At 37.7% G+C, this 22,145-nt stretch carries 20 protein-coding genes; all 20 read right to left on the reverse strand.

Annotated elements, in window-relative coordinates:
* Window positions 1–164 precede the first annotated feature (164 nt).
* The gene (gene groL, locus EO114_RS05425; RefSeq protein ID WP_009353625.1) at window positions 165–1,793 is read right to left on the reverse strand and encodes a chaperonin GroEL; all 1,629 of its coding nucleotides are present in this window, start codon (window positions 1,791–1,793) and stop codon (window positions 165–167) included.
* A 42-nt stretch (window positions 1,794–1,835) separates the two neighbouring features.
* A complete protein-coding gene (groES, locus tag EO114_RS05430) occupies window positions 1,836–2,114 on the reverse strand; it encodes a co-chaperone GroES (RefSeq protein WP_038144714.1) in 279 nt (92 codons plus the stop codon).
* 173 nt (window positions 2,115–2,287) lie between these two features.
* Entirely contained in the window at window positions 2,288–2,860 is a 573-nt protein-coding gene (locus EO114_RS05435; RefSeq protein WP_127061971.1) for an ANTAR domain-containing response regulator, read from the reverse strand.
* Window positions 2,838–4,298, reverse strand: a complete 1,461-nt coding sequence (locus EO114_RS05440) for a sensor histidine kinase (RefSeq protein ID WP_164723773.1) — start codon at window positions 4,296–4,298, stop codon at window positions 2,838–2,840. The genes EO114_RS05435 and EO114_RS05440 overlap by 23 nt, the downstream gene beginning before the upstream one ends.
* The gene (gene tsaD / locus EO114_RS05445) at window positions 4,291–5,331 is read right to left on the reverse strand and encodes a tRNA (adenosine(37)-N6)-threonylcarbamoyltransferase complex transferase subunit TsaD (RefSeq protein WP_127061975.1); all 1,041 of its coding nucleotides are present in this window, start codon (window positions 5,329–5,331) and stop codon (window positions 4,291–4,293) included. The genes EO114_RS05440 and tsaD overlap by 8 nt, the downstream gene beginning before the upstream one ends.
* Entirely contained in the window at window positions 5,328–5,780 is a 453-nt protein-coding gene (rimI, locus tag EO114_RS05450; RefSeq protein ID WP_127061978.1) for a ribosomal protein S18-alanine N-acetyltransferase, read from the reverse strand. Before rimI ends, tsaD begins: the two co-directional genes overlap by 4 nt.
* On the reverse strand, window positions 5,780–6,568 hold the full coding sequence (tsaB, locus tag EO114_RS05455; RefSeq protein WP_164723774.1) for a tRNA (adenosine(37)-N6)-threonylcarbamoyltransferase complex dimerization subunit type 1 TsaB: 789 nt from the start codon (window positions 6,566–6,568) through the stop codon (window positions 5,780–5,782). Before tsaB ends, rimI begins: the two co-directional genes overlap by 1 nt.
* Window positions 6,565–7,038, reverse strand: coding sequence for a tRNA (adenosine(37)-N6)-threonylcarbamoyltransferase complex ATPase subunit type 1 TsaE (gene tsaE / locus EO114_RS05460; protein ID WP_127061982.1), 474 nt, complete (start codon window positions 7,036–7,038; stop codon window positions 6,565–6,567). Before tsaE ends, tsaB begins: the two co-directional genes overlap by 4 nt.
* Window positions 7,035–8,975: a thiamine-phosphate kinase gene (gene thiL / locus EO114_RS05465; RefSeq protein WP_206168668.1), complete on the reverse strand. Its 1,941-nt coding sequence runs from the start codon at window positions 8,973–8,975 to the stop codon at window positions 7,035–7,037. The genes tsaE and thiL overlap by 4 nt, the downstream gene beginning before the upstream one ends.
* 216 nt (window positions 8,976–9,191) lie before the next feature.
* Window positions 9,192–9,920 carry an ABC transporter ATP-binding protein gene (locus EO114_RS05470; protein WP_127061986.1) on the reverse strand — a complete coding sequence of 243 codons (729 nt, stop codon included), beginning with the start codon at window positions 9,918–9,920 and terminating at the stop codon, window positions 9,192–9,194.
* Entirely contained in the window at window positions 9,921–11,462 is a 1,542-nt protein-coding gene (locus tag EO114_RS05475) for a glycine betaine ABC transporter substrate-binding protein (RefSeq protein WP_127061988.1), read from the reverse strand.
* A gap of 113 nt (window positions 11,463–11,575) precedes the next feature.
* Window positions 11,576–12,130 (reverse strand): GerMN domain-containing protein, encoded by a 555-nt coding sequence (locus EO114_RS05480; protein WP_009353602.1) that lies wholly within the window; start codon window positions 12,128–12,130, stop codon window positions 11,576–11,578.
* Between the two features lie 3 nt (window positions 12,131–12,133).
* On the reverse strand, window positions 12,134–13,399 hold the full coding sequence (locus EO114_RS05485) for an N-acetylmuramoyl-L-alanine amidase (RefSeq protein ID WP_127011104.1): 1,266 nt from the start codon (window positions 13,397–13,399) through the stop codon (window positions 12,134–12,136).
* A gap of 390 nt (window positions 13,400–13,789) precedes the next feature.
* Window positions 13,790–15,073 carry an APC family permease gene (locus EO114_RS05490; protein WP_062403123.1) on the reverse strand — a complete coding sequence of 428 codons (1,284 nt, stop codon included), beginning with the start codon at window positions 15,071–15,073 and terminating at the stop codon, window positions 13,790–13,792.
* Window positions 15,074–15,165: 92 nt separating this feature from the next.
* A complete protein-coding gene (locus EO114_RS05495; RefSeq protein ID WP_127061990.1) occupies window positions 15,166–16,512 on the reverse strand; it encodes an anaerobic C4-dicarboxylate transporter in 1,347 nt (448 codons plus the stop codon).
* A 170-nt stretch (window positions 16,513–16,682) separates the two neighbouring features.
* Window positions 16,683–16,922, reverse strand: coding sequence for a GlsB/YeaQ/YmgE family stress response membrane protein (locus EO114_RS05500; protein WP_127061992.1), 240 nt, complete (start codon window positions 16,920–16,922; stop codon window positions 16,683–16,685).
* 210 nt (window positions 16,923–17,132) lie between these two features.
* Entirely contained in the window at window positions 17,133–17,561 is a 429-nt protein-coding gene (locus EO114_RS05505) for a hypothetical protein (RefSeq protein ID WP_127061994.1), read from the reverse strand.
* Between the two features lie 6 nt (window positions 17,562–17,567).
* Window positions 17,568–17,870: a TRAM domain-containing protein gene (locus EO114_RS05510; protein WP_127061996.1), complete on the reverse strand. Its 303-nt coding sequence runs from the start codon at window positions 17,868–17,870 to the stop codon at window positions 17,568–17,570.
* 731 nt (window positions 17,871–18,601) lie between these two features.
* Window positions 18,602–20,515 carry a UvrD-helicase domain-containing protein gene (locus EO114_RS05515; protein WP_127061998.1) on the reverse strand — a complete coding sequence of 638 codons (1,914 nt, stop codon included), beginning with the start codon at window positions 20,513–20,515 and terminating at the stop codon, window positions 18,602–18,604.
* On the reverse strand, window positions 20,503–22,145 hold a 1,643-nt coding region (locus EO114_RS05520), incomplete at its 5' end, for an ATP-dependent endonuclease (protein WP_127062000.1). The genes EO114_RS05515 and EO114_RS05520, both read right to left, overlap by 13 nt.

Genomic DNA, 22,145 nt, shown 5'->3' on the forward strand with positions numbered 1-22,145 from the left:
TATATATATGAAACTATACCCCAGAAGGATACCCAAGGCATTCAAGGGCATTTCTATATATCCCATATAACAAAAAGGGACTATGAAAGAATAGTCACCTATTCTTTCACAGTCCCCATAGTATTTACTTAGTCAATACTGCGATCCACTGATGCAATCTGAAATTACATCATACCGCCCATACCACCCATTGGAGGCATTGGAGGCATCATTGGAGCATTTTCATCTACTTTGTCAGCTACAATGGATTCAGTTGTTAATACTAATGCTGCGATGGATGCTGCATTTTGTAAAGCAGAGCGTGTTACTTTAGCAGGGTCCACGATACCAGCTTTTACCATGTCTACATATTCTTCTGTTAATGCATTGAAACCGATGCCGCTTTCAGTAGATTTTACGCGTTCTACTACCACGGAACCTTCTAAACCTGCATTGTAAGCGATTTGGCGTAGTGGTTCTTCCACAGCACGGCGAACAAGGTTTACACCTGTCAATACATCGCCAGTTGCTTCGATACCGTCTAATGCTGGGATGATGTCGATTAATGTAGTACCACCACCTGCAACGATACCTTCTTCTACAGCTGCACGAGTAGCGTTCAATGCGTCTTCGATGCGAAGTTTTTTATCTTTTAATTCCACTTCTGTTGCTGCACCTACTTCGATCACAGCGACACCACCAGACAATTTAGCCAAACGTTCTTGTAATTTTTCTTTATCGAATTCAGAAGTCGCTTCTTCTGCTTGTGCGCGAACTTGTGCAACACGACGAGCAATTACGTCTTTATTGCCATTGCCATCAACGATGATAGTTTCGTCTTTTGTGATGCGAACTTGACGAGCTGTACCCAAGTGTTCTAAGTCCACATTGTCCAATTTCAAGCCAACTTCTTCACTGATGACAACACCGCCAGTTAAGATAGCGATATCTTCTAACATAGCTTTACGACGATCGCCGAAACCAGGAGCTTTCACAGCTACTGCTTTTAATGTACCACGAAGGCGGTTCACTACTAATGTAGCCAATGCTTCGCCGTCTACGTCTTCAGCAATGATCACAAGTTCTTTACCAAGTTTTACAACTTTTTCAAGAGCTGGTAATAAATCAGCGATAACGGAGATTTTGCGGTCAGTGATCAAGATCAATGGTTCGTTCACAACTGCTTCCATTTTATCTGGGTCAGTTACCATGTAAGGAGATAGGTAACCGCGGTCGAATTGCATGCCTTCTACTACGTTCAATTCAGTTTGTAATGTTTTAGATTCTTCTACAGTGATAACACCGTCATTACCTACACGGTCCATTGCTTCTGCAATCAATGCGCCGATTTCTTCATCAGCTGCGGATACGGACGCTACTTGAGCGATGTCTTGTTTACCGTTTACATCGATCGCTTTGGATTGAATTTCAGCCACTAATTTTTTAACGGCTAATTCGATACCTTTTTTAAGGATCATTGGGTTAGCACCAGCTGCTACATTGCGCATACCTTCTTGAATCATAGCTTGCGCTAGTACAGTCGCTGTAGTAGTACCGTCACCAGCAACATCGTTAGTTTTAGTAGCAACTTCTTTCACTAATTGAGCACCCATGTTTTCAAATGGATCTGGAAGTTCAATATCGCGAGCGATAGTCACACCATCGTTAGTGATTGTTGGGGCACCAAATTTTTTCTCTAATACTACATTGCGACCTTTAGGTCCTAATGTTACTTTTACTGCATTTGCTAATTGATCAACGCCACGGCCTAATGCACGGCGTGCTTCTTCGTTAAATAAAATTTCTTTTGCCATTGTATAGCCTCCTATATGGGGTTGTCCCCTTCTTTGGTCAGATTATAATACTGCTAAAATATCTTTTTCGCTGATGATTAAATGGTCAATGCCATCAATTTTGAACTCAGTACCAGCATATTTGGAGAACATAACTGTATCGCCCACTTTAACTTCTGGTGCTACACGTTCGCCATTGTCACATAATTTACCAGGACCCACAGCAATAACCGTACCTTCAGATGGACGTTCTTTTGTGGAAGATGCTAAAAAGATACCACTTTCCGTTTTTGTTTCTACTTCTAATACACGAATAATGACACGATCGCCTAATGGTTTCATTGTTATACCTCTTCTCTTATACACTATAATATCGATGTTAGCACTCAAGAGTGGTGAGTGCTAATCACAAGTATTATTATAAATCATTTTTAAATTTTTGCAAGTCTTTTTTGACTTTTTGACTAAATACTTTTTCATAGTTAAAACTTTGCTTCATAGCAGCCATAATTTTTTTATGATTTAGCTTCATGGGCTGCAATAATTTTCTTACAAGTATCTACGACACTAATCCGTTTATCCATACTGAAAGCACGTATTTTTTCATAGGCTTTTTCCTCAGAGAATCCGTGTAGTTCCATCAATATGCCGGTCGCTTTCGCCACATATTTTCGTTCTTCTAAGGAACTTTCCAATCCTTTGACCTGTTCTAGCAAGTTTTCTTCTTCTTGAAAACGACCCATAGCCATCTGTAGAGCTGGACCTAAGTCCGATTCTCGTAGAGGTTTTATTAAATAGCCATACACTCCGGATTGAGATGCCTTTTGGATTAAATCATCTTGGCTGTACGCTGTTAATAACACCACCGGAGCCAATCGTTGATGGCGAATTTGTCGAGCCGCTTCTATGCCATCTAATTCAGGCATCTTCACATCCATCAATACTATATCTGGTTGTACTGTTTGACATAGTTGAATAGCCTCTACACCATTACAACCTTCCCCTACAACGGTATGACCTTGGCTTTCTAATATATCTCGCAAGTCCATGCGAATGAGCGACTCATCATCGACTACTAAGACGCGCATACTCTTCTCCTTTATAAATCCAAATATCTACCATAGTCCCTGTTCCTTTAGATGTCCAAGAAATTCTTCCATCCAATTCATTTCGCACTAAATTCTCTATAATCTGTAATCCTAAATGGCCCTTTCTAGTACTTTCAAAATCGTCTGGCAAACCACAGCCTGAGTCACGGATACTAATGTGTAGCATGTCATGATGTCCAACGTCCCTTACGTCTCGTACCTCTACCTGTACTTGACCTTCTATTCTGTCTTTGAAAGCATGTTTAAAAAGATTGGAAAAGAGTTCATTCATTACCAAGGACACATAGCTGGCCTTGTGAGATGACATAATAATGTCTTCTCCAATATATTCCATGTCTATGCGTTGCTCAGAAGACCCTAACCCTTGTCGCAACAAGCGCCACAGTTCTTCTATAATACTGCGCAACGCCACATAGTCTTCATCAAAATTAGACACGATTTCATGGACAAGAGCCATACTTTCAATCCGATGAATACTGTTTTGTAAGGCTTGTTTTACATCTTCGGAAGTACTTCTTCTACTTTGCATGCGCAATAAACCCGCTACAGATTGCAAATTATTTTTCACTCGATGATGCACTTCTTTAATGACAGAATTTTTTACTAGTAACTGTTGATCCCGTTTTCGAAGCTCCGTCTTATCTTGTAACACCAAAATACCACGTTTCCATCTAACTCCAAGAACAACGGGAATCATCACTTGTCGCAAGGCAATATCACCATATAATTCTTCGTCAATCGTACCTAGTCTATCTTCTAAAGCCTTTTTAATACGACCTACTTTCAATGTGCTGCTATAGATTGATGTACCCTGTATGCGTCTGTCGATACCAAATATATCCCCTAATTTTTTCGCAGCACGGTTCGCATATAAAATAGTTCCATCCTGTTCAAAGAAAATAATTCCATCTAATACGGAAATCCCATCATATAACTCAGGTTGTTGTAATTGTGGTACTAACATCCCTTGAAACGTAGTCTGTGATACCATGGACATAAATTCATCATAACGATTAGAATACACTTCAGACACAGGATTAGTAAAGGCACAAGCACCAATACATTTGCCTCCATTATCTACAATAGGATAGATATAAGCGTGATAGGTTTCTACTGTAATCCCACTATCTGTTTCTTCTTCCCACTCCAATAGGCCTGCAAAAGGTTTTCCTGTATCTAATATCTGTTGAATTGGATGCTCTAGGGGTATGTCTAATTTCTGTACTGTCCCCGTATGACGACTATCCAACGCTCCACTAAGTAAAAGGTGTCCGTCCTTAGCTTGCACTAAGAGGGACACCCCTTGCTCACTGATAGCTTTACCAAAGCTTAATCGTTCAGAGAACTGCAATAGTAAAGCCTGTTGTGTAGGATATAAATCTGTTTCTTTGTCTAGGCTGTCTTTCCAACTAATCATGTTGGTTTCCTTTCCACAAATCACTGCCCAATGGAATGGACGGTTTTGCATTCAAAGTGTAGTTACTGAATTTACCAGCTTGTGCCATATAATAGGCTCGGCAACCAATCATAGCTGCATTATCTGTAGCCAACATAGATCCTGCTGTGAGGTACGTCAAGCCTTCTGCTTCACACATGGCTTGTAAATCTCGCTGCAATCCACTGTTAGCCGACACGCCACCAGCTAAAGCGATCTTCGTTTCTCCTAATGTATGAGCCGCTTCTTTCATTTTTTCTACCAATACGTCCGTAATGGCCTTTTGAAAGGAGGCTGCTACATCTTCATGACAGATGGATTCACCTTTTTGTTGTTTTCCATTGATATAGTTAAGCACCGCAGATTTTAAGCCACTGAAACTAAAATCGAAGTTTCCTTTTTCTAATAAAGGCCGTGGAAAATCGATGGCATCTGGATTGCCCTCTTTTGCCAATGCATCAATATGTGGCCCTCCTGGGTAAGGATAGCCTAATACGCGAGCGATTTTATCGAAGGCTTCACCTGCCGCATCATCACGTGTTTGTCCTAATACCTGAAAGCTTTCATAATCTGTCACATGAACAATCATAGTGTGCCCCCCAGATACCACTAAGCACAAGAAGGGAGGCTCTAAATCAGGGTGTAACAAGAAATTTGCAAAGATGTGACCTTCCATATGATGAACGCCAATCAAGGGAATATCTTTTGCAAAAGATAGAGCCTTCGCCGCTGACACACCTACCAACAAAGCCCCAACTAAACCAGGCCCATAAGTGACACCGATATGGTCCATATCATCTAATGTTACATTCGCATCTGCCAAAGCTTGGTCAATAACTGGCATAATCTGTTCTATATGATGTCGAGACGCCACTTCTGGCACGACACCACCAAACTTTCTATGTATGGGTACTTGACTGGAAATTACATTAGAAACGACCGTTCTGCCATCTTGCAACACTGCTGCCGATGTTTCATCACAACTAGTTTCAATAGCTAGTGTGTAGATACTCATGCCAGTTCCTCCATTTCTTTCCTCATAATCAGCCCATCTTCTACTGGATCTGAATAAAATTGTTTGCGTACTCCTACCGCTGTAAAGCCAAGTCTACGATACATGGCTTGAGCCGCAATATTGGAGACACGCACTTCTAAAAAAATATGTTTCATACCTTGTTTACGGAGCATTTGCGTTAACTTACGAGTCATTTTAGCTCCATAACCTGCACGACGATGTTCAGGATGTATGGCAATATTCGTAATCTGTCCTTCATCCAAGACTAGCCAAGATCCTGCATAACCAATAATCTTGCCATCTTCTGCTTCTGCCACAAGGTACAGCTTATCTTCTACTTCTAAATCATCTAATAGAGCTTCCTTTGACCAAGGTGTTGAAAAACAGGCCTTCTCTATTTGGTAGATACCTTCAATATCACTTCGTAAGGCTTCTCGTAATGTGACCATTATCGTTCACCTGCTGCTTCACGGACTACTACCGTAGGTTCCACATAGTTACCAGTAGCTAAGATGTGTTTATTTTTCTCATCCCACACCACTTCCGCTTCCGATTTACGAATATAGAATGGCTCAATGGACTGCGCATCAGGAATCGTACCACTCACGAATTGTGGTAATGCCACTTGAATAACATGAGATGCCCGTGGGCGTTGTTTCGATTCATGACCGATAACAAGTCTAATAGGGTCAATACGACCTGCTTCTACACCTAGAGCATATTCTTTTTCCAATCGCTTCAGACCATCCCCTACGATGACCACTGGAGTATCTCCAGATAGTTGTACTAGTTTCTCTAACAATTCAGTTACTTGATGTACTTCTATTGTATCTAAAGCAATCATATCCGCGCCATTCCAATCATACTGACGGCCATAGACCTGTTTCTTTTGTGCATCAATGACAGTGCATACCCGATAGTTAGAATACATAAAACTTTGGGCTAACACATCAGTGGTTAGCACGCCTACTACGGGTATATTCCAAGCATAAGCCAAGGCCTTTGCCGTGCCCAAGCCAATGCGCAAGCCTGTAAAGGAACCAGGCCCAATGGTTACAGCAATGCCGGTAATGTCAGATTTCTTTACTTTCCCCGTTGTCAGCACCGCTTCAATATGTGGCACCAATTGCTCAGAATGAGTAAGCCCTGCCTGTACAATGAGTTCGCTTCGTATTTCTTTGTCATTTCCTACCGCTACGCTAGCAATGGCGCTACTCGTTTCAATTCCTAAAATCATAGGTTCTCTCCTATGCATTGTAATGTTTCCTCTGAAAGTAAGTCCGTACGAACTGTAAACTGACGAGATCCATCATCACCGATGGAAATCTCAATCCACACTGTCGCATCTGGTAATTCATTGACAAACTTACTAGCCCATTCCACAACGGCCTTCGTTTCCTCTGTATATTCGTAAAAGCCGATGGTTTCCAGTTCTTCTACCGAGTCCATTCGATACAAATCGAAATGGTACAAGTTAGAACCATCTACTTCATAGGTGTTCATCAAGGCGAATGTAGGACTTGTCACTTCTTCTGTAACTCCAAAGCCCTTTGCAATCCCTTGGGAAAAATGCGTTTTCCCTGCCCCTAGCGTGCCATCTAGGGCAATACATATAGGACTTTCATAGTCTTTCATAAAATTCCCTAGGCTATAACCTAGAGCCAACGTTTCCTCTACGGAGTGTGTTGTATATTGTATGGTGTTCATAGTATTCCTTTATCCAAATGATTATATCCTTTAGGTTCCACTCTCATCCATTGTCCATCACGGTCTACTAATACCTGTGCATTGCCTGCTTTGACATACCCAATGATAGTGAAAGTCTCTGTAGGCAAGTGTTCTGCCATCTCAGCTGGAATGGTTCCCACTAGCTGAAAATCTTCGCCCCCTGTCCACATAGGAAGATAAGGACTCATCTGATGGCTTTCACAATAGGCCTGAACCTCTGGATGGATGGGCAACGCACTTTCATCAATGTAAATAATCACCTGCGATGCTTTGGCAATCTCGTTAAGCTCGCTGGACAAGCCATCGCTGATGTCGTTCATAGACGTGGCACCTAAGTCTCTTGCTATTATACCACATTCTATATGAGGAATGGGCCGTTGATGGACAGACCTACTCACCGGATAGTCCTCGCTGCCCTCTAACAAACTGTGGAGACCCACATAAGATAAACCTAGACAATTCGTGATGAACACTGCATCACCATCTTGAGCTCCACTGCGTAGGACAGATTGATTTGTTGGAATGTCTCCAAACACTGTGGCAGAAATCACAAAAGGTCCCTCGGTTGACACCGTATCGCCGCCAATGATATTTACACTATACTCCGCACATATGTCATGCAAACCTTGATACACTTCTTCTACATAGGACGTATGTCGCCCCTTAGGTACTGCAATAGACACCACCATATGCCTTGGGGTGCCACCCATCGCTGCTATGTCGCTAATGTTTGCTGCCCCCAATCGATACCCTACATCAAAAGGAGAGGTTGTGCTTTCACTAAAGTGGATGCCTTCTACCATCATGTCCGTGCTGACCAGTTGATCCACATCGCAAGGCGTATCATAAACAGCGCAGTCATCGCCGACACCAACCTTTACGTACGTAGGATTATAGATACTGTGTTGGGTTAATTTGTTGATGAGAGCAAATTCGTCAAGCGACGATACCCTACCCTCAGGTACAGTAGTACTATTTTCCATGTGACAGCGCATGTCCTCCACAGTTTCACTCTCCGAAGTAGCATCATAATCTGATATAGCATCCCTGCTGATAGTATACCCATTGTCATTATATTGTATGCTTTCTTCCTGTATGTTCCCGTTAGTACTATAAATATGCATACAACGATTCGATAACAAATGGCTTTCGTCTAACAACAAATTCTGCAAGAAACGCTCTAAATATTCCGTTGTTCTATACACTCCTAGTTTCAAATTTTGATAATTGGCTCGTACTAAGGCATTTCTAAAGTACCACGCATAGTTGGCGAACATATCATTCGTCACTGTAAAGCCTAGGGTGCGGAGATATTTAATAAAAAATACAGCGGTCGTTCTCGTATTTCCTTCACCAAATACATGAATCTGCCACAATCTGGCAACAAAAGTAGCCAAATGACGAATCGTCTCTGACATATCCAAATTGGCATAGGAAAAATTTTTTTCTTGCTCTATGTCATAGAGTAAGGTCGCCCCTAGTTCAGACATGCTACCATAGGTCACCGTATCGCCATCGAGAATCCATTCCTTTTTTGTGATATTGTAATCTCGTATACTGCCCGCATGGGCATAGATATCTGTAAACAATTGTCTATGAATCGATAGGTACTCATTCGGCGTAAAACTGAAAGCTTTCTCTAAGAGCAACTCCGACATACGAAGTGATACTATATCCGCTTCTGCTGTTCTATCTTCTTGATTCGGATAGGATTCATAATAATTTTCCAACAATGTATGAAGAACCTGTAGGGACATCTGCCCTTCAATATTCTTCTTTGCTAAGTCTACTAAATAGGCAGACGGCGTCAACCCATCGACAGCTTGTAAACCAATAGCTGTCTTCCAGGCTTGAGCTTTTTCATATTGACTAGCTTCACCTTGACGGATATATTCCTCAAAAGGATCCTTATGCATGGTACCACCTCGTTTCATTGTGTAATAACAAACTAACGTATCTATGCCGTTACGGATAATAACGATATACTATTGCAATTGAACTATAAGATCTGTATATCACTTTTCTATACACGTTGTTCTTATTGTACCATACTAGGGACCAAAGGATAACAAAAATAAAAGGAACCCCTATAAGGATTCCCTTTTACTATGTTTCCGTATATTTGTATATCCCTACCGCGTCATCTCCACTAGCTGTTTCACATAGTCATTACTCGGATGATTCTTTACTTCCTCCGTTGTTCCATATTGTTGTATCTTACCTTCGTGCATGACAAGGATATGTGTGCCTAACTTGAAAGCTTCGTGCATGTCATGGGTGATAAACACAATAGTACAGTCCGTTTGCTTATGAATATGTTTCAAGTCTTCTTGTAGTTGATACCTCGTAATGGAATCCACCGCTCCAAATGGTTCATCCATGAGCAATATCTTCGGCGAGTTCGCATAGGCTCTAGCGATACCAACCCGTTGTTGTTGACCTCCAGATAATTCTTTAGGATACTTTTCCTTACTATCTAGTGGTAAGCCCACTAATGAAAGCATGCGTTCTACAATAGCATCTACCTCTTCTTTCGATACACCCTCTAGTCTAGGCACATACCCAATATTCTCTGCTACTGTCATATGGGGGAACAGTCCATCCCCTTGAATAGCATAGCCAATCTTTCTCCGCAAAGAAATAATATCCTGATCAATAACACGAGTTCCAAAAATAGTAATATCTCCCTCGTCGGGTACTATCAATCCATTAATCATTTTTAAGAGTGTCGTTTTCCCTGACCCAGATGTACCCACAATACAAAGAAAGTCACCTTCATTGATTGTTAAATTGCAATCTCTCACCACCCATTTGCCTTGATAGGATTTTCCAATATTTTTATATTCTATAATTTGATTCATCTATTTCACCACCAATCCTTTAGATTGCAAAAATTCCTTTGCCACTTGTTTCGGGTCTTCCTTATCAATTTCTACCCTTTTATTCAGCTGTGCCATAGTACTTTCATCTAAGATACCATCCAAACGATGTAATACCTTTTCTAGCTCAGGATGTTTCTGCAACGTTTCCTCACGTACAACCATGCCTGCCATGTAACTTGGGTAAAAGTTTCGATCGTCCTCTAATACTACAACCCGTGGATCAGACAGTTGACCATCTGTAGTAAACACAGTCATCGCATCAATTTTCTTATCAAACAAGGCTTGATATTTTAATCCATTGTCCATATCTACTTCTTTTTTGAAGTGATAGTTATAGGCTTTAGCTAACGCTTTATAACCATCTTCACGTTCAAAAAAATCATATTCTGCACCAAATGTTAGCTGTCCTGCATACTTCGCCAAATCAGTAAATGTGCGGATACCATATTCCTTTGCTAAGTCTGCACGAATACCAATGCTATAGGTATCATTAAAGCCAAACATACCTTTCCATAGGAAGTGATACTTATCCTTGTATTCCCCAGTCAACATGGAGAACTTGTCATTTTTGTACTCTTCCTTATGTTTTAACACGACTTGCCAAGATGTCCCTGTATACTCTGGATACATATCAAAGTCGCCTCGCACCATGCCAGGATGAATATTAGATGTGCCACCACCTACACCATGGGTGTACTTAACCTTCAAGTCAGTATCAGCCTCAATGAGAGTACCCACGATTTCCGCCAAAATGTATCCTTCCGATACAGGTTTTGATGCAATGTGAATGGTATCATTTTTACTATACTGTTGCATTCCCACGACACCAAAAATAATCACTAAGATAGCTCCCAATGCATAGCCTATTTTTTTATTCACTACCGTATGCATCTTGTGCTGTTCTACTAATTTACCCATGAAGCCTAGTATGCCATCTATGACCAAAGCTAAGACAGCAATCAAAATGCCTCCAATCCAAATCAATATTTCATTATTAGTAGTTATCCCACGGTAAATGGCAACACCTAGACCCCCTGCCCCTACAAAGGAGGCAATCCCTGCTAAGGCAATGGTCATAGTCACCATGTTCATAATAGCTCCGAAGATAACAGGAAATGCTAGCGGTAACTGTATTTTCCATAAAATTTGCCTATCTGTACTACCCATAGCACGGCTAGCCTCAATAATCTTTGGATCAATAGTGGTAATCCCTACATAGGTACTACGCACGATAGGTAACAACGCATAGATGGTAAGAGCAATAATAGCCGTCGTATTTCCCACACCAGTAAAAGAAATCAAAAAGCCCAACAAAGCAATTGAGGGTATGGTGTAAGCAATATTCACTACGGATATAACAGAATTAGCCAATTTTTGCTTCCGTGTGATGAACACTCCTATAGCCAAACCCAAAATCGTGGCAATGATGACTGCTGTAAAAGTAATTCCTATATGCTCTAGCAATAAATGCATATAAAATGGCCAGTTCTTCCCTAACTCTTCTAATAAATTTTGTATCATCAAATCCTCCCTTTTTACAATATGTTTGTAGATCTTTTTTCATGCTAAATTACCATGAATTTAAAGTATAAAAATGTTGGAGGCTCTTTATGAAGAGTCCCCCAACATAGTACTTAATCTTTTACGATTTTATCTTTCATTTGTTTCAATGGACGCGTTAAATCAATATTACCATAAGTCGGCAAGGTCACTCCTTTTACCTTTACATACACCTTATGTACACCATCAAATTCCACTGCTGTATTGACGATAGATGCAATGCGAAGTGTGGCTGTTAAACCTGTAGCATCCTGTAAAAAGTCATCATTTAAAACCACTGTGACTGTATCATCATGTTTTGATGTTTCGACTACTTTTGTGCCTTTTGCAAAGACTGGATATTCTGCACGACCATCTTGCTCAATCATCAAATTTATGGCATCTTTTACCGTTTTACGCTCTTTATCAATCGTAAGCGGTTGTGGCATTACGCCTTTCCCATCTTGTCGCGGTACATAGACCACAATTTTTGTCATCTTATCCATCGCTTTTTTATCTTCTGATGTAGTCGATTGAACGGTTGTTTGTTTTCCTAGATCTAGTTTCAAATCTTGAGAATTACACCCCGCCAAAGCAATGACACAAACGCTCATCATAGCCACTAAGCCATAGCGTAATGATTGTTTCATGAATTAACCTCCAAAATAGATTTCCAACCCTTTTGCTAATTCATTAGCAAATTGTTGTCGTGTAGATGATTCTTTTAAATGACCTTCCTCCTTAGGATTTGAAATAAATCCTAACTCTACCAATATAGATGGCATAAAGGAGTGTCGTAATACATACAGATTTCCTGGTTGAATACCACGATCACCATTAAATCCACTATGATCAGCAATCTGACCTTGTACAGAAGAAGCTAGTTTTTTCGACTGCTCAGATCCATCAAAATAATAGGTGGCAATCCCACCTACATTAGGATTGGAAAAAGAATTAATATGGATACTGATAAATGCATCAGCTTGATTAGCATTTGCCACATTTACACGAGCTTGTAATTCATCAACACCACTTGCATGTGGACCATACACATCTACATCTGTAGTACGAGTTAAGATAACTTTAGCACCTTTCGCTTCCAGTATAGATTTTAAATATTCTGATATAGGCAAGGTCACTTGCTTCTCTTGTAATCCGGTTGGTCCAATAGCACCTGGATCACTACCACCATGTCCAGGGTCCAACACAATAATCTTACCCTTGATGCCACCAGATGTGCGATAACTTACTGATTGTGGCACTGGTTTTTCTGGGATTGTTGGTAAGACAATTGGTTTTTTAGGTCCTTCCTTGGATTCTGTTTTTGCCGGTGAGTTTGCCTTAGGTTTCTCCACCTTAGCCACTGGTTTTGGTATTTCCTTAGGTACAACAGGTTTTACCTCTGCAGATGTAGTAGCTACCACTGGTTTAGCAGCTACAGCAGATTTAGCCTCCACTACAGGCTTTTTCCCATAGTAGTTTTCTCGTGGAGCCACCCCTTTTTTCTGAATATCCACCACCATACGGTATGGCTTATTATTTACAGTGTCTTTTTTTAATGTAAATACTTTTAAATCTTCTACATCAATAGCTTTTGGTGTTTCAATTTTTACTAGCGTATCTTGTCCTTGTTGTGAAAGTGTAGCACTTTTAGCAATACCATCATCCATCATAATTGATGTAGGTGCTCCTGCTAGAGTAGCATTTTTTAGCACTAATGTAGTCGATGTACCACTAGCACTAATAGAAGCCGTAGCATGAACAGGACTTGATAAACTAAAGACCATTCTCACAAAAGGAATTGGTGCATCATTTCTTGTCACCCAATGAAGATCTGTCACATTCGCAGCCTTCGTGACACCAAACAGAACTGGTAACACCAATACTAACATACCCAATAGGGCAAATAACTTACGCAAATATCTCACTCCAATCTGTATTGCACTGGATAGTTTTCTTTAGACAGTATCCTTATTATACCATACTTGTGAGCTATATACATGAAAAAGTAATGAAAGTTATTCTTTTTACAATTTTATCTAAAATCCAGAACTAGCATCTGCTTGTGTATTTCTAGAAAAGATTCACTACATTGAGCATTTCATACAGTATATAAAAAGAAAATAAAAAAGAAACATAAGTAGGCTTTATGTATCCATCAAAACTGACTATATTACATGCCTACCTATGTTTCTTACTTTTATATATACATGTTATGTAGAGCTTTCCGCTCAATCATTCATAACCTACTTATAATCCTCTAATGATAAGAACCCACAAATATCTTATGAACTTATTATTTTAGGCGACTAAGCTGTTTGTTTTCCATTACGATTCATAATGTAGTACAATACAGCACCTACTACTAAGCCACCAAGTCCCCAGAATACTTTTTCCAAAGAAGATTGTGTTATCAACCAAACACTAACTACAATAGCTAATACTGGAATCACTGGTCCCATTGGAACACGGAACGTTCTATCCATATCTGGGCGTTTGCTTCTGAACACAAGTACTGCTAAGCATGTAGGTAAGTATTGAGCAAAACGAGATACTACGGAAATAGCTGCTAATTTTTCAAAACTACCAGTCCAAGATAATACAACTGCAAATACTACAGTGACAATAATAGCTACATAAGGAGCATCTTTTTTATTACGTTTGGATACTACTTTAGGAATCAGTCCATCATCCGCCATAGCTACCCCAGAACGTGGTGCCAAGAAGGAAGATGCTACGTTAATACCACCGATAGAAATCAGTGTACCTGCTGTAACAATTGCTTTCGCCAAAGGTCCCATGAACACAAAGGCTGCATCGGCTACAGGAGTTTTAGATGTAACAAGGGAATCACCCATGATACCAATACAAATCGCTTGAATTAAGATATATACAATAGATACCAGTGTTAATACAAGAATAATTGCTTTTGGCACATTGCGTTCAGGGTTTTCCATATCTTCCGCTGCTACCGCAATAGATTCAAAACCTGTGAAAGCGTAGAAAATAATTAAAGCTGCCGCTCCAAAGCTTGCTTGCGTCATATCTGGCACAGATTGCATTGGTTGGAAGTTAACACCTTTCACATAGAAAATACCTACTAGGATGAAGAAAATTAATGGCAACAATTTACCTATAGTTACGATATTATTGATAATTTTTGAAATTTTAACACCCATGATATTCATGATACCAAGTACCACGATAATCAATGTGGCAATCACATTTTTACCCATTTCTGTACTTGCTGGTTCCCATACCGCACCAAGAGCAGTAGCAAAACCTACTGCCATAGCAGACCAAGCAATTGTTGCAATTGCCCATTTCATAAAACCAACTTCAAAACCTACGAAGTTACCAAATGCTTCCTTTGCATAGACATATGGACCGCCGTTCTTATTGAACATACCGCCCATTTCGGCAAAACATAAGGCAATGGACATCACTAGTAGAGCATCGAATACGATAACCCATAAACTGTTGACGCCTACCAACGCAGCCGCTTTACCTGGAAGCAGGAAAATTCCTGTACCAATAATTGCATTCACCCCTAAGAGTATGATACTCATGAGGCCTAACTTGTTGTTTAACATACTACTTTCTCCTTGTACTGTTGCCTTTCAAAGCTCATAGTTGTACTACTAGAATGTATATACAGACAGTATATACATATCATCACATCATATTAGAATAATGCGTGAGCAATAAAATACCCAACAACACAGCTTGTAAATACTCCGATAATACCTGGAATAATAAAGCTATGATTAATAACAAATTTACCAATTCGTGTTGTACCAGAACGGTCAAAACCAATACATGCTAAGTCAGATGGATACGTTGGCAATACAAAGTATGCATAACATGCAGGTATGAAGGATAACACAATCAATGGATCTACACCTACACTTAAGCCCATTGGCACCACGATAGCAAGTGCTGCTGCTTGAGAGTTAACCAATTTAGAAATGATAAACAATACAAGTGCATAGGTCCATGGATGCTCTACTACCACACTCGATAGAGTTGTTTTGAATTGTGGAATATAGGCACCAAAATAGGTTTCTGCCATCCAAGCTACACCGTATACCGACACAACAGCAATCATACCAGATTTGAATACAGAACCACTTGTTACATCGCTAACTTTTACTTTACATACCAACAAAATTAAAGCTGCCATCACAAGCATAGCAATTTGAATTGTTGGAGTCATAGATAATGGTTTCCATAGACCTTTTGCATTAGGAACTAATGGCAATAATTGGTTAGGGAAACTACCGAATAAAGCAATGACCAAAATACCTAGTAAGAAAATGATAGTTGCCCAATATGCTGTGCGAGGAAGTTCTTTTACAACACTAGCTTCTTTATTTTCTTCATAGATATAGGCACGTTGTTCAGGATCTTGGATACGTGCTTGGAAATCTGGATCGTTCGCCAATTCCTTACCACGACGCATACTCCAGATCCCAGCAACAATAACGCCTACGAAGGTAGCTGGAATCGTGATAGATAAAATCGTTACCACGCTAGCTGGGAAGTTGACTGCCCCTAACATAGCTACTACAGATACAACCGCAACGGATGCTGGAGATGCACAAATCCCCATTTGAGAAGCTATGGATGCCACAGCCATTGGTCGTTCTGGACGAATCCCCTCTTTGATAGAAATGTCATAGATGATTGGGAACATCGTATACACTACGTGTCCTGTTCCGCATAACACAGTTAAGAACCATGTTGTGATCGGCGCTAAAATAGTAATCTGTTTTGGATTGCTACGAAGAAATTTTTCTGCGTATACAAGCATGACATCCAAGCCTTTGGAGGCTTGTAAGAAACCAGAACACGTTACTACTGCCATAATCGTTAGCATTACGTCAATTGGTGGTTTACCGGGTACAAGACCAATTACAAATACGTAAATAGCAAGACCGATACCAGATACAGCGGCTAAACCTAAGCCACCATGTCTTACACCAACAATTAAGCAAGCTAACAATAGAATAAATCCGAATAAAATAATCATGAAATTACTAAATCCTTTCTAATAAAAAAACACTTGCCGTAATCATTATACGGCAAGTGACGTAATAAAAACAGTGATAAACCGCTTCTATAGGATATATTTTGCATGAAAGTTAGTTATAGTATTTATGTTTAGCATGTTCTAGTATTAAGAAATAACCATAAAACTATTTAATTTTTCTTACCAAAGAAAAAAGATACCACAGCAATAACAATCACTGCACCAATAACTGAAGGAATCAATGCCATTCCAGCTAAGCTTGGTCCCCAGGTGCCAAAAATTGCTTGTCCCACAGAAGAACCTATTAAGCCTGCAATAATTCTAGCAATAATCCCCATAGATCCAGCTTTTTTAGTAATTTTACCAGCAATAAATCCAATCAATCCACCAATGATACATGACCAAATCATACTACTCCTCCTTTATAAAATGTATATATTTATATAGAAGCACTATCTCTAGTGGCTCCTGTAATGAAGACTTCAATTGTATTCTACATCAACTGTTATGATTAATCAAATTCGATCCATTCCTAGTAAGTAATGCCACTGCTTCTGTATGATACGTCTGCGGGAACATATCCACTGGTTGGACTTTTACCAATTCGTAACCTTGTTTCGTCAATATTTCTTTATCTCGGGCCATGGATGATGGATTACCAATTCCGATTCGCGAGGAATGCTAGCTATCCGACTTACAAGAATAACCATCCATTCCTCTTTACCGATACGACCTACTACATGACGAACTACCCCGATTCCTCTATGTTCATCATAAGGTTCCATTCCTAGTTCTTTCATGGCATTATAGCAAACCCTACGTATATCATCATTGCCTGTATCTTGAATAGGACACTGTTCGTAATTGATAATGCTATGAGAACCTTTTTGATAAAAGCCCATGCGGACATTACCTACGGTGCCCCCTACAGGCATTTGCATTTTATTACGATAGCGCCAAGGTTCATCTGGACCTATGCAAGGTAATACCAACTCTGGGTCACATTTAGCAATACGTTCGACGACAGCTTTTACAGATTCTGTTTTCAATCGCAATTATTCTGTATACGATGCATGTTGTAATTGGCAGCCCCCACAATTGCCATATACTTCGCATTGCGGGTCCACTCGCTCTGCAGAGGGTGTCATAACTGATACGATATCACCTACAGCATAATTTTTCTTTACTAAAGTAATCTTCACTTGTACCGTTTCATTGGGCAAAGCATAGGGTACAAATACGATAAACCCTTCGTATCTACCTACTCCTTCACCACTACTACCCATCCCATGAATCTCTATGGTATATGTAGTTCCAACGCACACCGGTGCTTTCTGTTGTTTCTTCTTCCCGCTCATCTATATATCCTTTAATACATATAATAGAATTTTATCATTATTTTGTTATTATATCATTTTCGTGGTTTCCAAATAACTGAAATACGGTATGTACTTCAGTACTATATGCAAGCAAATTCGACATCGTCCTACCTACTTTTTAGAAATGTAGTAATTGGTTTGGTTAATAACTAGTCCTTTAAGAAGCTCACCCTCCAAACTCCCATAGTGTACCACGTTGTCAAAACAATATAAGGTCTTTGGATTTCTGTAATCGAATAATCGAAATAATATTATCCACTATGGTGGAATAATAAATTTTTCATTGATGAAGGATAGTAAGTTTAATGTGCTGGATAAAATATGTTGCAACATATTCAACAACAGCCTTTATCAATAGTGTTAGATGCACGTTGATTTCAACGTTAAAATAACCTGCTTATTTACTTTCTTACAAATTTCTCAAAGCATCCAGTTTAGCTTTTATAGCCCCAATATTATTAAAATCATAAAATGAGCATTTAACACGGTATACCAAGAGAGATCACCAATTCTATTCTAAAGATTCTTTCAATTGATTTATCTATATAAATGTAAGCGATTATAATCATCACTTATAAAGAATACGTAGAAAATTTGTTTAATCAGATTATTTTATTACAATACCATCCCAAAATCTATTGTGGATACGCTTTATAGCCTAGAAAATATGCCATTATATGAGAAAAGAAAGTAAGAAATAGGTAGTTCCTTTATTCAACCAAAGAAATATCCATAACATTTTCGTTCCCAAAAAGATCCTTTGCTTTTTTCAATATGTCAGAATCATTAGTAGGCATATATATTACTAAGTTCTTTTTTGCTCTTGTTATACATACATAAAATAATTTTTTTGTTCTTTGCTGAACATCATAATTTACTGACCCTTTACCAAATAATGTATTAAAATCGTATTTATTCCAATTGGAATCTAATACAAGAAGTACATTATCATATTCACTACCTTTGACACTATGTTGTGTACAAATTGGTGAAAATTCTTTTAAATATAAAATACTTTTTCTATATTGACTAAATGTTATTTTCTTTATCCTCTCCCATAAATAAAACCCTTTATTTAAAATATAAGCATCAAATAATTCATCTTCTTTGAGTAATCCTTTTTCTTCCGCAAGTTTCAAAACATCTTCTATTGTTTGATTACCTTCAACCATAACATAATCAATCGCTTGCTTTATATGAATTTTATCATACCTATTATGGATAGAAAAATTTGTCATTCGTAGGAAATTATTAAACTTATTAGCTAAATATAATTCAATAACCTCCTCTAATATATCTAATCTACGTAAAATCCTATCTCTATAAGAATTAGCTTCATATCTACCACTCATACCGTTTAATTTATATGACATAAGTGATTCCTTAGTAACTCTGCATTTTTCACAAACTTCTTCCCATGTCATATCTTCTAGAATACTATATATTGACTGATAAACTTCATTTTCTCTAATTTGATTCAGTAAGTCTACTTTCTTATATGTTGGTTTTACAGCTAATGACAACTCTCCCAAAGTTTTAGTACTGTCTAATTTTCCCTTATCAACTTTTTCTTTTATCTTGTTTATAAGTGTAATTATCAAATCAGAATTATATAAATCATATAGTTCTTTAAATCCAGCCATTTCAGCATTATACTTATGAGTTAACCTTAGCTCTTTTGATTGCTTTTCATCGGAAAAATCCCAAGATTTAAAAACACTCTTTTGTTTTATATTTATAAAATTAAAATTAACATTTCCATTACCATATAAAAACTTAATATCCCCTTCTATAATAGCACCATTCTCCATATTAGGTGCATTTATATCAACTGAAGGTTCTTGTATAATACCATCTTCTCTAAATTTATTAGCTAGTTCAATTACGACTCTTGGATTTCTTCGGTTTTGAGTTTTTACTATTTTAGTCAAACTATATTTATTTAAGTTACCAACCCCGCTGTCATATATAGATTGCATTGAATCCCCAAAAAAGCCAATTACATTTGTCTTGTTGCTTTGTTCAAGATGTTTTAACAATATATCAGCGACTAAAGGACTTGTATCTTGGTATTCATCAATAAAAATACAGTCTGCACTATCCTTTAAAATATCTGCTATTTTTTTGTATTTCTTGAATATTTTCTCTGCAATAACCAAAATATGATCATGGCTAATTTTAATTTTATTCTCATGGTTTGGAGTCATAGAATAATATTCGTCATAATCTACATATAGATTATTAAAGTAATCTTTACAAATTAAACCCTCGTAAAAATCTTTCGGCTTTTTAAAGATCTTTTCTTCTTCATCATTAATAAGTTCGACTAAAACACCCTTAATTTCATTTTGATACTTTCTGATAAGATTCCAGATAAGTTCATGTATTGTTGAAACCCAAATATTCTCATTTTCTATTCTTGATAAAATTTCTGCAACTGCATTATTTGTATATGTTATGCATATTATTTTAATATCTGGCAATTCTTCTATCAGTGTATTTATTAAGGAAATTAAGGAATATGTTTTTCCACTTCCAGCTCCACCCTCTAAAATAAAATTTTTACCATTCTTTATACATTCAAAAGCTTCTACAACTTCCTTTTCTAAAGTTACTGTATCCATAATAAGCCTTCCTCAATATAGCGTGGAACTAGCCATTTTTCATCCTTATTCCCATCCTCTATATCGAAATATAATAAACTTGATGCAAATGCTGGCTTCTTTTTAACTTTATTTAATACAAATTTATAATAGTCGCCACTTTCTATTTCATTAATTTCAAAATCTTTTAAAGCTCCATATTCACAAAGTCCTTCTTTATTTTTTAATATAAAATCTTTATTTAAAGCTATAAATGCATCTTCAAAACTACTTGCTTGATACTCACCATTAGATTCTGGTATCTGATAGGCTATTCTCATATTATCTTTAATTTTATCCTCAGATTTTTTCTCTACAAGTACCTTAAATTGATTATCCACTGCATCAATTCCTGTATCTTTAAAAAAATTTTTTATAGATTTGTTACTTGTATGTGTTCCCTCATCAGGGTGACAGCTCTTATATACAGTTTTTTCTTTTCCATTTTTATCTATTGTTTTTTTAGCTTTTGCAGAATCAATATCCGTAACAAACAAAACTTTTGTTCCTAAAAAAGAAAATAAAGGTATAAATATATGTGAATGAGCTCCAACCTCAATTATAGAAATATTCTGTGATAATAGTGGAATAGAATCTGAGTTTACCTTTTCTTTTTTATCAATCTTATGCATCATCATTGGCATTAGTATACGTTCGGTATCTCCTTCTATACAAATAGCTTTATCTGCAAAAAATAATTCACTTCTATTTAATGTCAGATATTGCTTTACAAATTTAAACCCATTTTGCCCATCTCCACTATATGTTTCTTTTAAAGAATTAAAACTCTTAGCTTCAACCCCATTACCATCCTTTCTTAAATATATAATGTCATCAAAGTTACATTCAGAAACGATATGTGATGAATGTGATGTGATTAAAATCTGTAACTGTTTATTCTTGTCTTCAAGAAATTTTTTTTTATGTTCTCTAATATGAGATTTAATATTCCTTATAAATATATACTGTAACTGAGGGTGAGTATGAGCTTCGGGCTCCTCAATATATATGAGATTTATATCTGCTAGTTTCTCAAATAATTCTTGTATTTTAGTTTCAATCTCAAATACAATACCAATTAAATTTAAATACCCTAATCCATTATATGTTTCTGGAAGTGAGGAATTTCCTCCTTGTCTATAACTTAGGTTTGTATTATCTAGCAACAAATTTTTCTCTGAAATAGATGACTCTATTGCTATATCAATTCCATTTTCTGCACCGCTATATTTTTTTACAGCCTCTATAACATTACTAAAAATACCATTAATAAGCTCTCCACTTTCACTTTTTTCTCCATTATAAATCTTATATAATTCTTGGTCAGCTTCCAATAATGTTTCTTCAAGTCTTGTAAAAACTGACTCACTTTTATCTTTTGCTGTTTTATATGAACTGAAATATTTACTAGTTAAAGCGGATAAAACATGGTTCCTATCATCATTAGAAACCGCTCGATCAGCTCTTATGCCTGCAACTTTGATAACTTTTTGAATATCTTTATTATCAAATTCTTCTGATCTATCTTGCCTGATTAAATTGCTTCCAACATCAAATCCCCTTGAATATTTTTTTATTTCAAAGAATTTTGTAAAATTTTTACTAATAAATT

Source organism: Veillonella sp. 3627 (assembly GCF_003992195.1).
Classification (GTDB): Bacteria; Bacillota; Negativicutes; order Veillonellales; family Veillonellaceae; genus F0422.

Excerpts from the sequence above, each read along its gene's own strand:
- EO114_RS05470 (WP_127061986.1), bottom strand. The coding sequence starts at position 9,920 with ATGAATCAAATTATAGAATATAAAAATATTGGAAAATCCTATCAAGGC.
- EO114_RS05440 (WP_164723773.1), bottom strand. The coding sequence starts at position 4,298 with ATGATTAGTTGGAAAGACAGCCTAGACAAAGAAACAGATTTATATCCT.
- tsaB (WP_164723774.1), bottom strand. The coding sequence starts at position 6,568 with ATGATTTTAGGAATTGAAACGAGTAGCGCCATTGCTAGCGTAGCGGTA.
- EO114_RS05480 (WP_009353602.1), bottom strand. The coding sequence starts at position 12,130 with ATGAAACAATCATTACGCTATGGCTTAGTGGCTATGATGAGCGTTTGT.
- rimI (WP_127061978.1), bottom strand. The coding sequence starts at position 5,780 with ATGGTCACATTACGAGAAGCCTTACGAAGTGATATTGAAGGTATCTAC.
- EO114_RS05435 (WP_127061971.1), bottom strand. The coding sequence starts at position 2,860 with ATGCGCGTCTTAGTAGTCGATGATGAGTCGCTCATTCGCATGGACTTG.
- EO114_RS05490 (WP_062403123.1), bottom strand. The coding sequence starts at position 15,073 with ATGTTAAACAACAAGTTAGGCCTCATGAGTATCATACTCTTAGGGGTG.
- EO114_RS05475 (WP_127061988.1), bottom strand. The coding sequence starts at position 11,462 with ATGATACAAAATTTATTAGAAGAGTTAGGGAAGAACTGGCCATTTTAT.
- thiL (WP_206168668.1), bottom strand. The coding sequence starts at position 8,975 with ATGCATAAGGATCCTTTTGAGGAATATATCCGTCAAGGTGAAGCTAGT.
- EO114_RS05515 (WP_127061998.1), bottom strand. The coding sequence starts at position 20,515 with ATGGATACAGTAACTTTAGAAAAGGAAGTTGTAGAAGCTTTTGAATGT.
- tsaE (WP_127061982.1), bottom strand. The coding sequence starts at position 7,038 with ATGAACACCATACAATATACAACACACTCCGTAGAGGAAACGTTGGCT.
- tsaD (WP_127061975.1), bottom strand. The coding sequence starts at position 5,331 with ATGAGTATCTACACACTAGCTATTGAAACTAGTTGTGATGAAACATCG.
- EO114_RS05510 (WP_127061996.1), bottom strand. The coding sequence starts at position 17,870 with ATGAGCGGGAAGAAGAAACAACAGAAAGCACCGGTGTGCGTTGGAACT.
- groES (WP_038144714.1), bottom strand. The coding sequence starts at position 2,114 with ATGAAACCATTAGGCGATCGTGTCATTATTCGTGTATTAGAAGTAGAA.
- EO114_RS05500 (WP_127061992.1), bottom strand. The coding sequence starts at position 16,922 with ATGATTTGGTCATGTATCATTGGTGGATTGATTGGATTTATTGCTGGT.
- EO114_RS05495 (WP_127061990.1), bottom strand. The coding sequence starts at position 16,512 with ATGATTATTTTATTCGGATTTATTCTATTGTTAGCTTGCTTAATTGTT.
- groL (WP_009353625.1), bottom strand. The coding sequence starts at position 1,793 with ATGGCAAAAGAAATTTTATTTAACGAAGAAGCACGCCGTGCATTAGGC.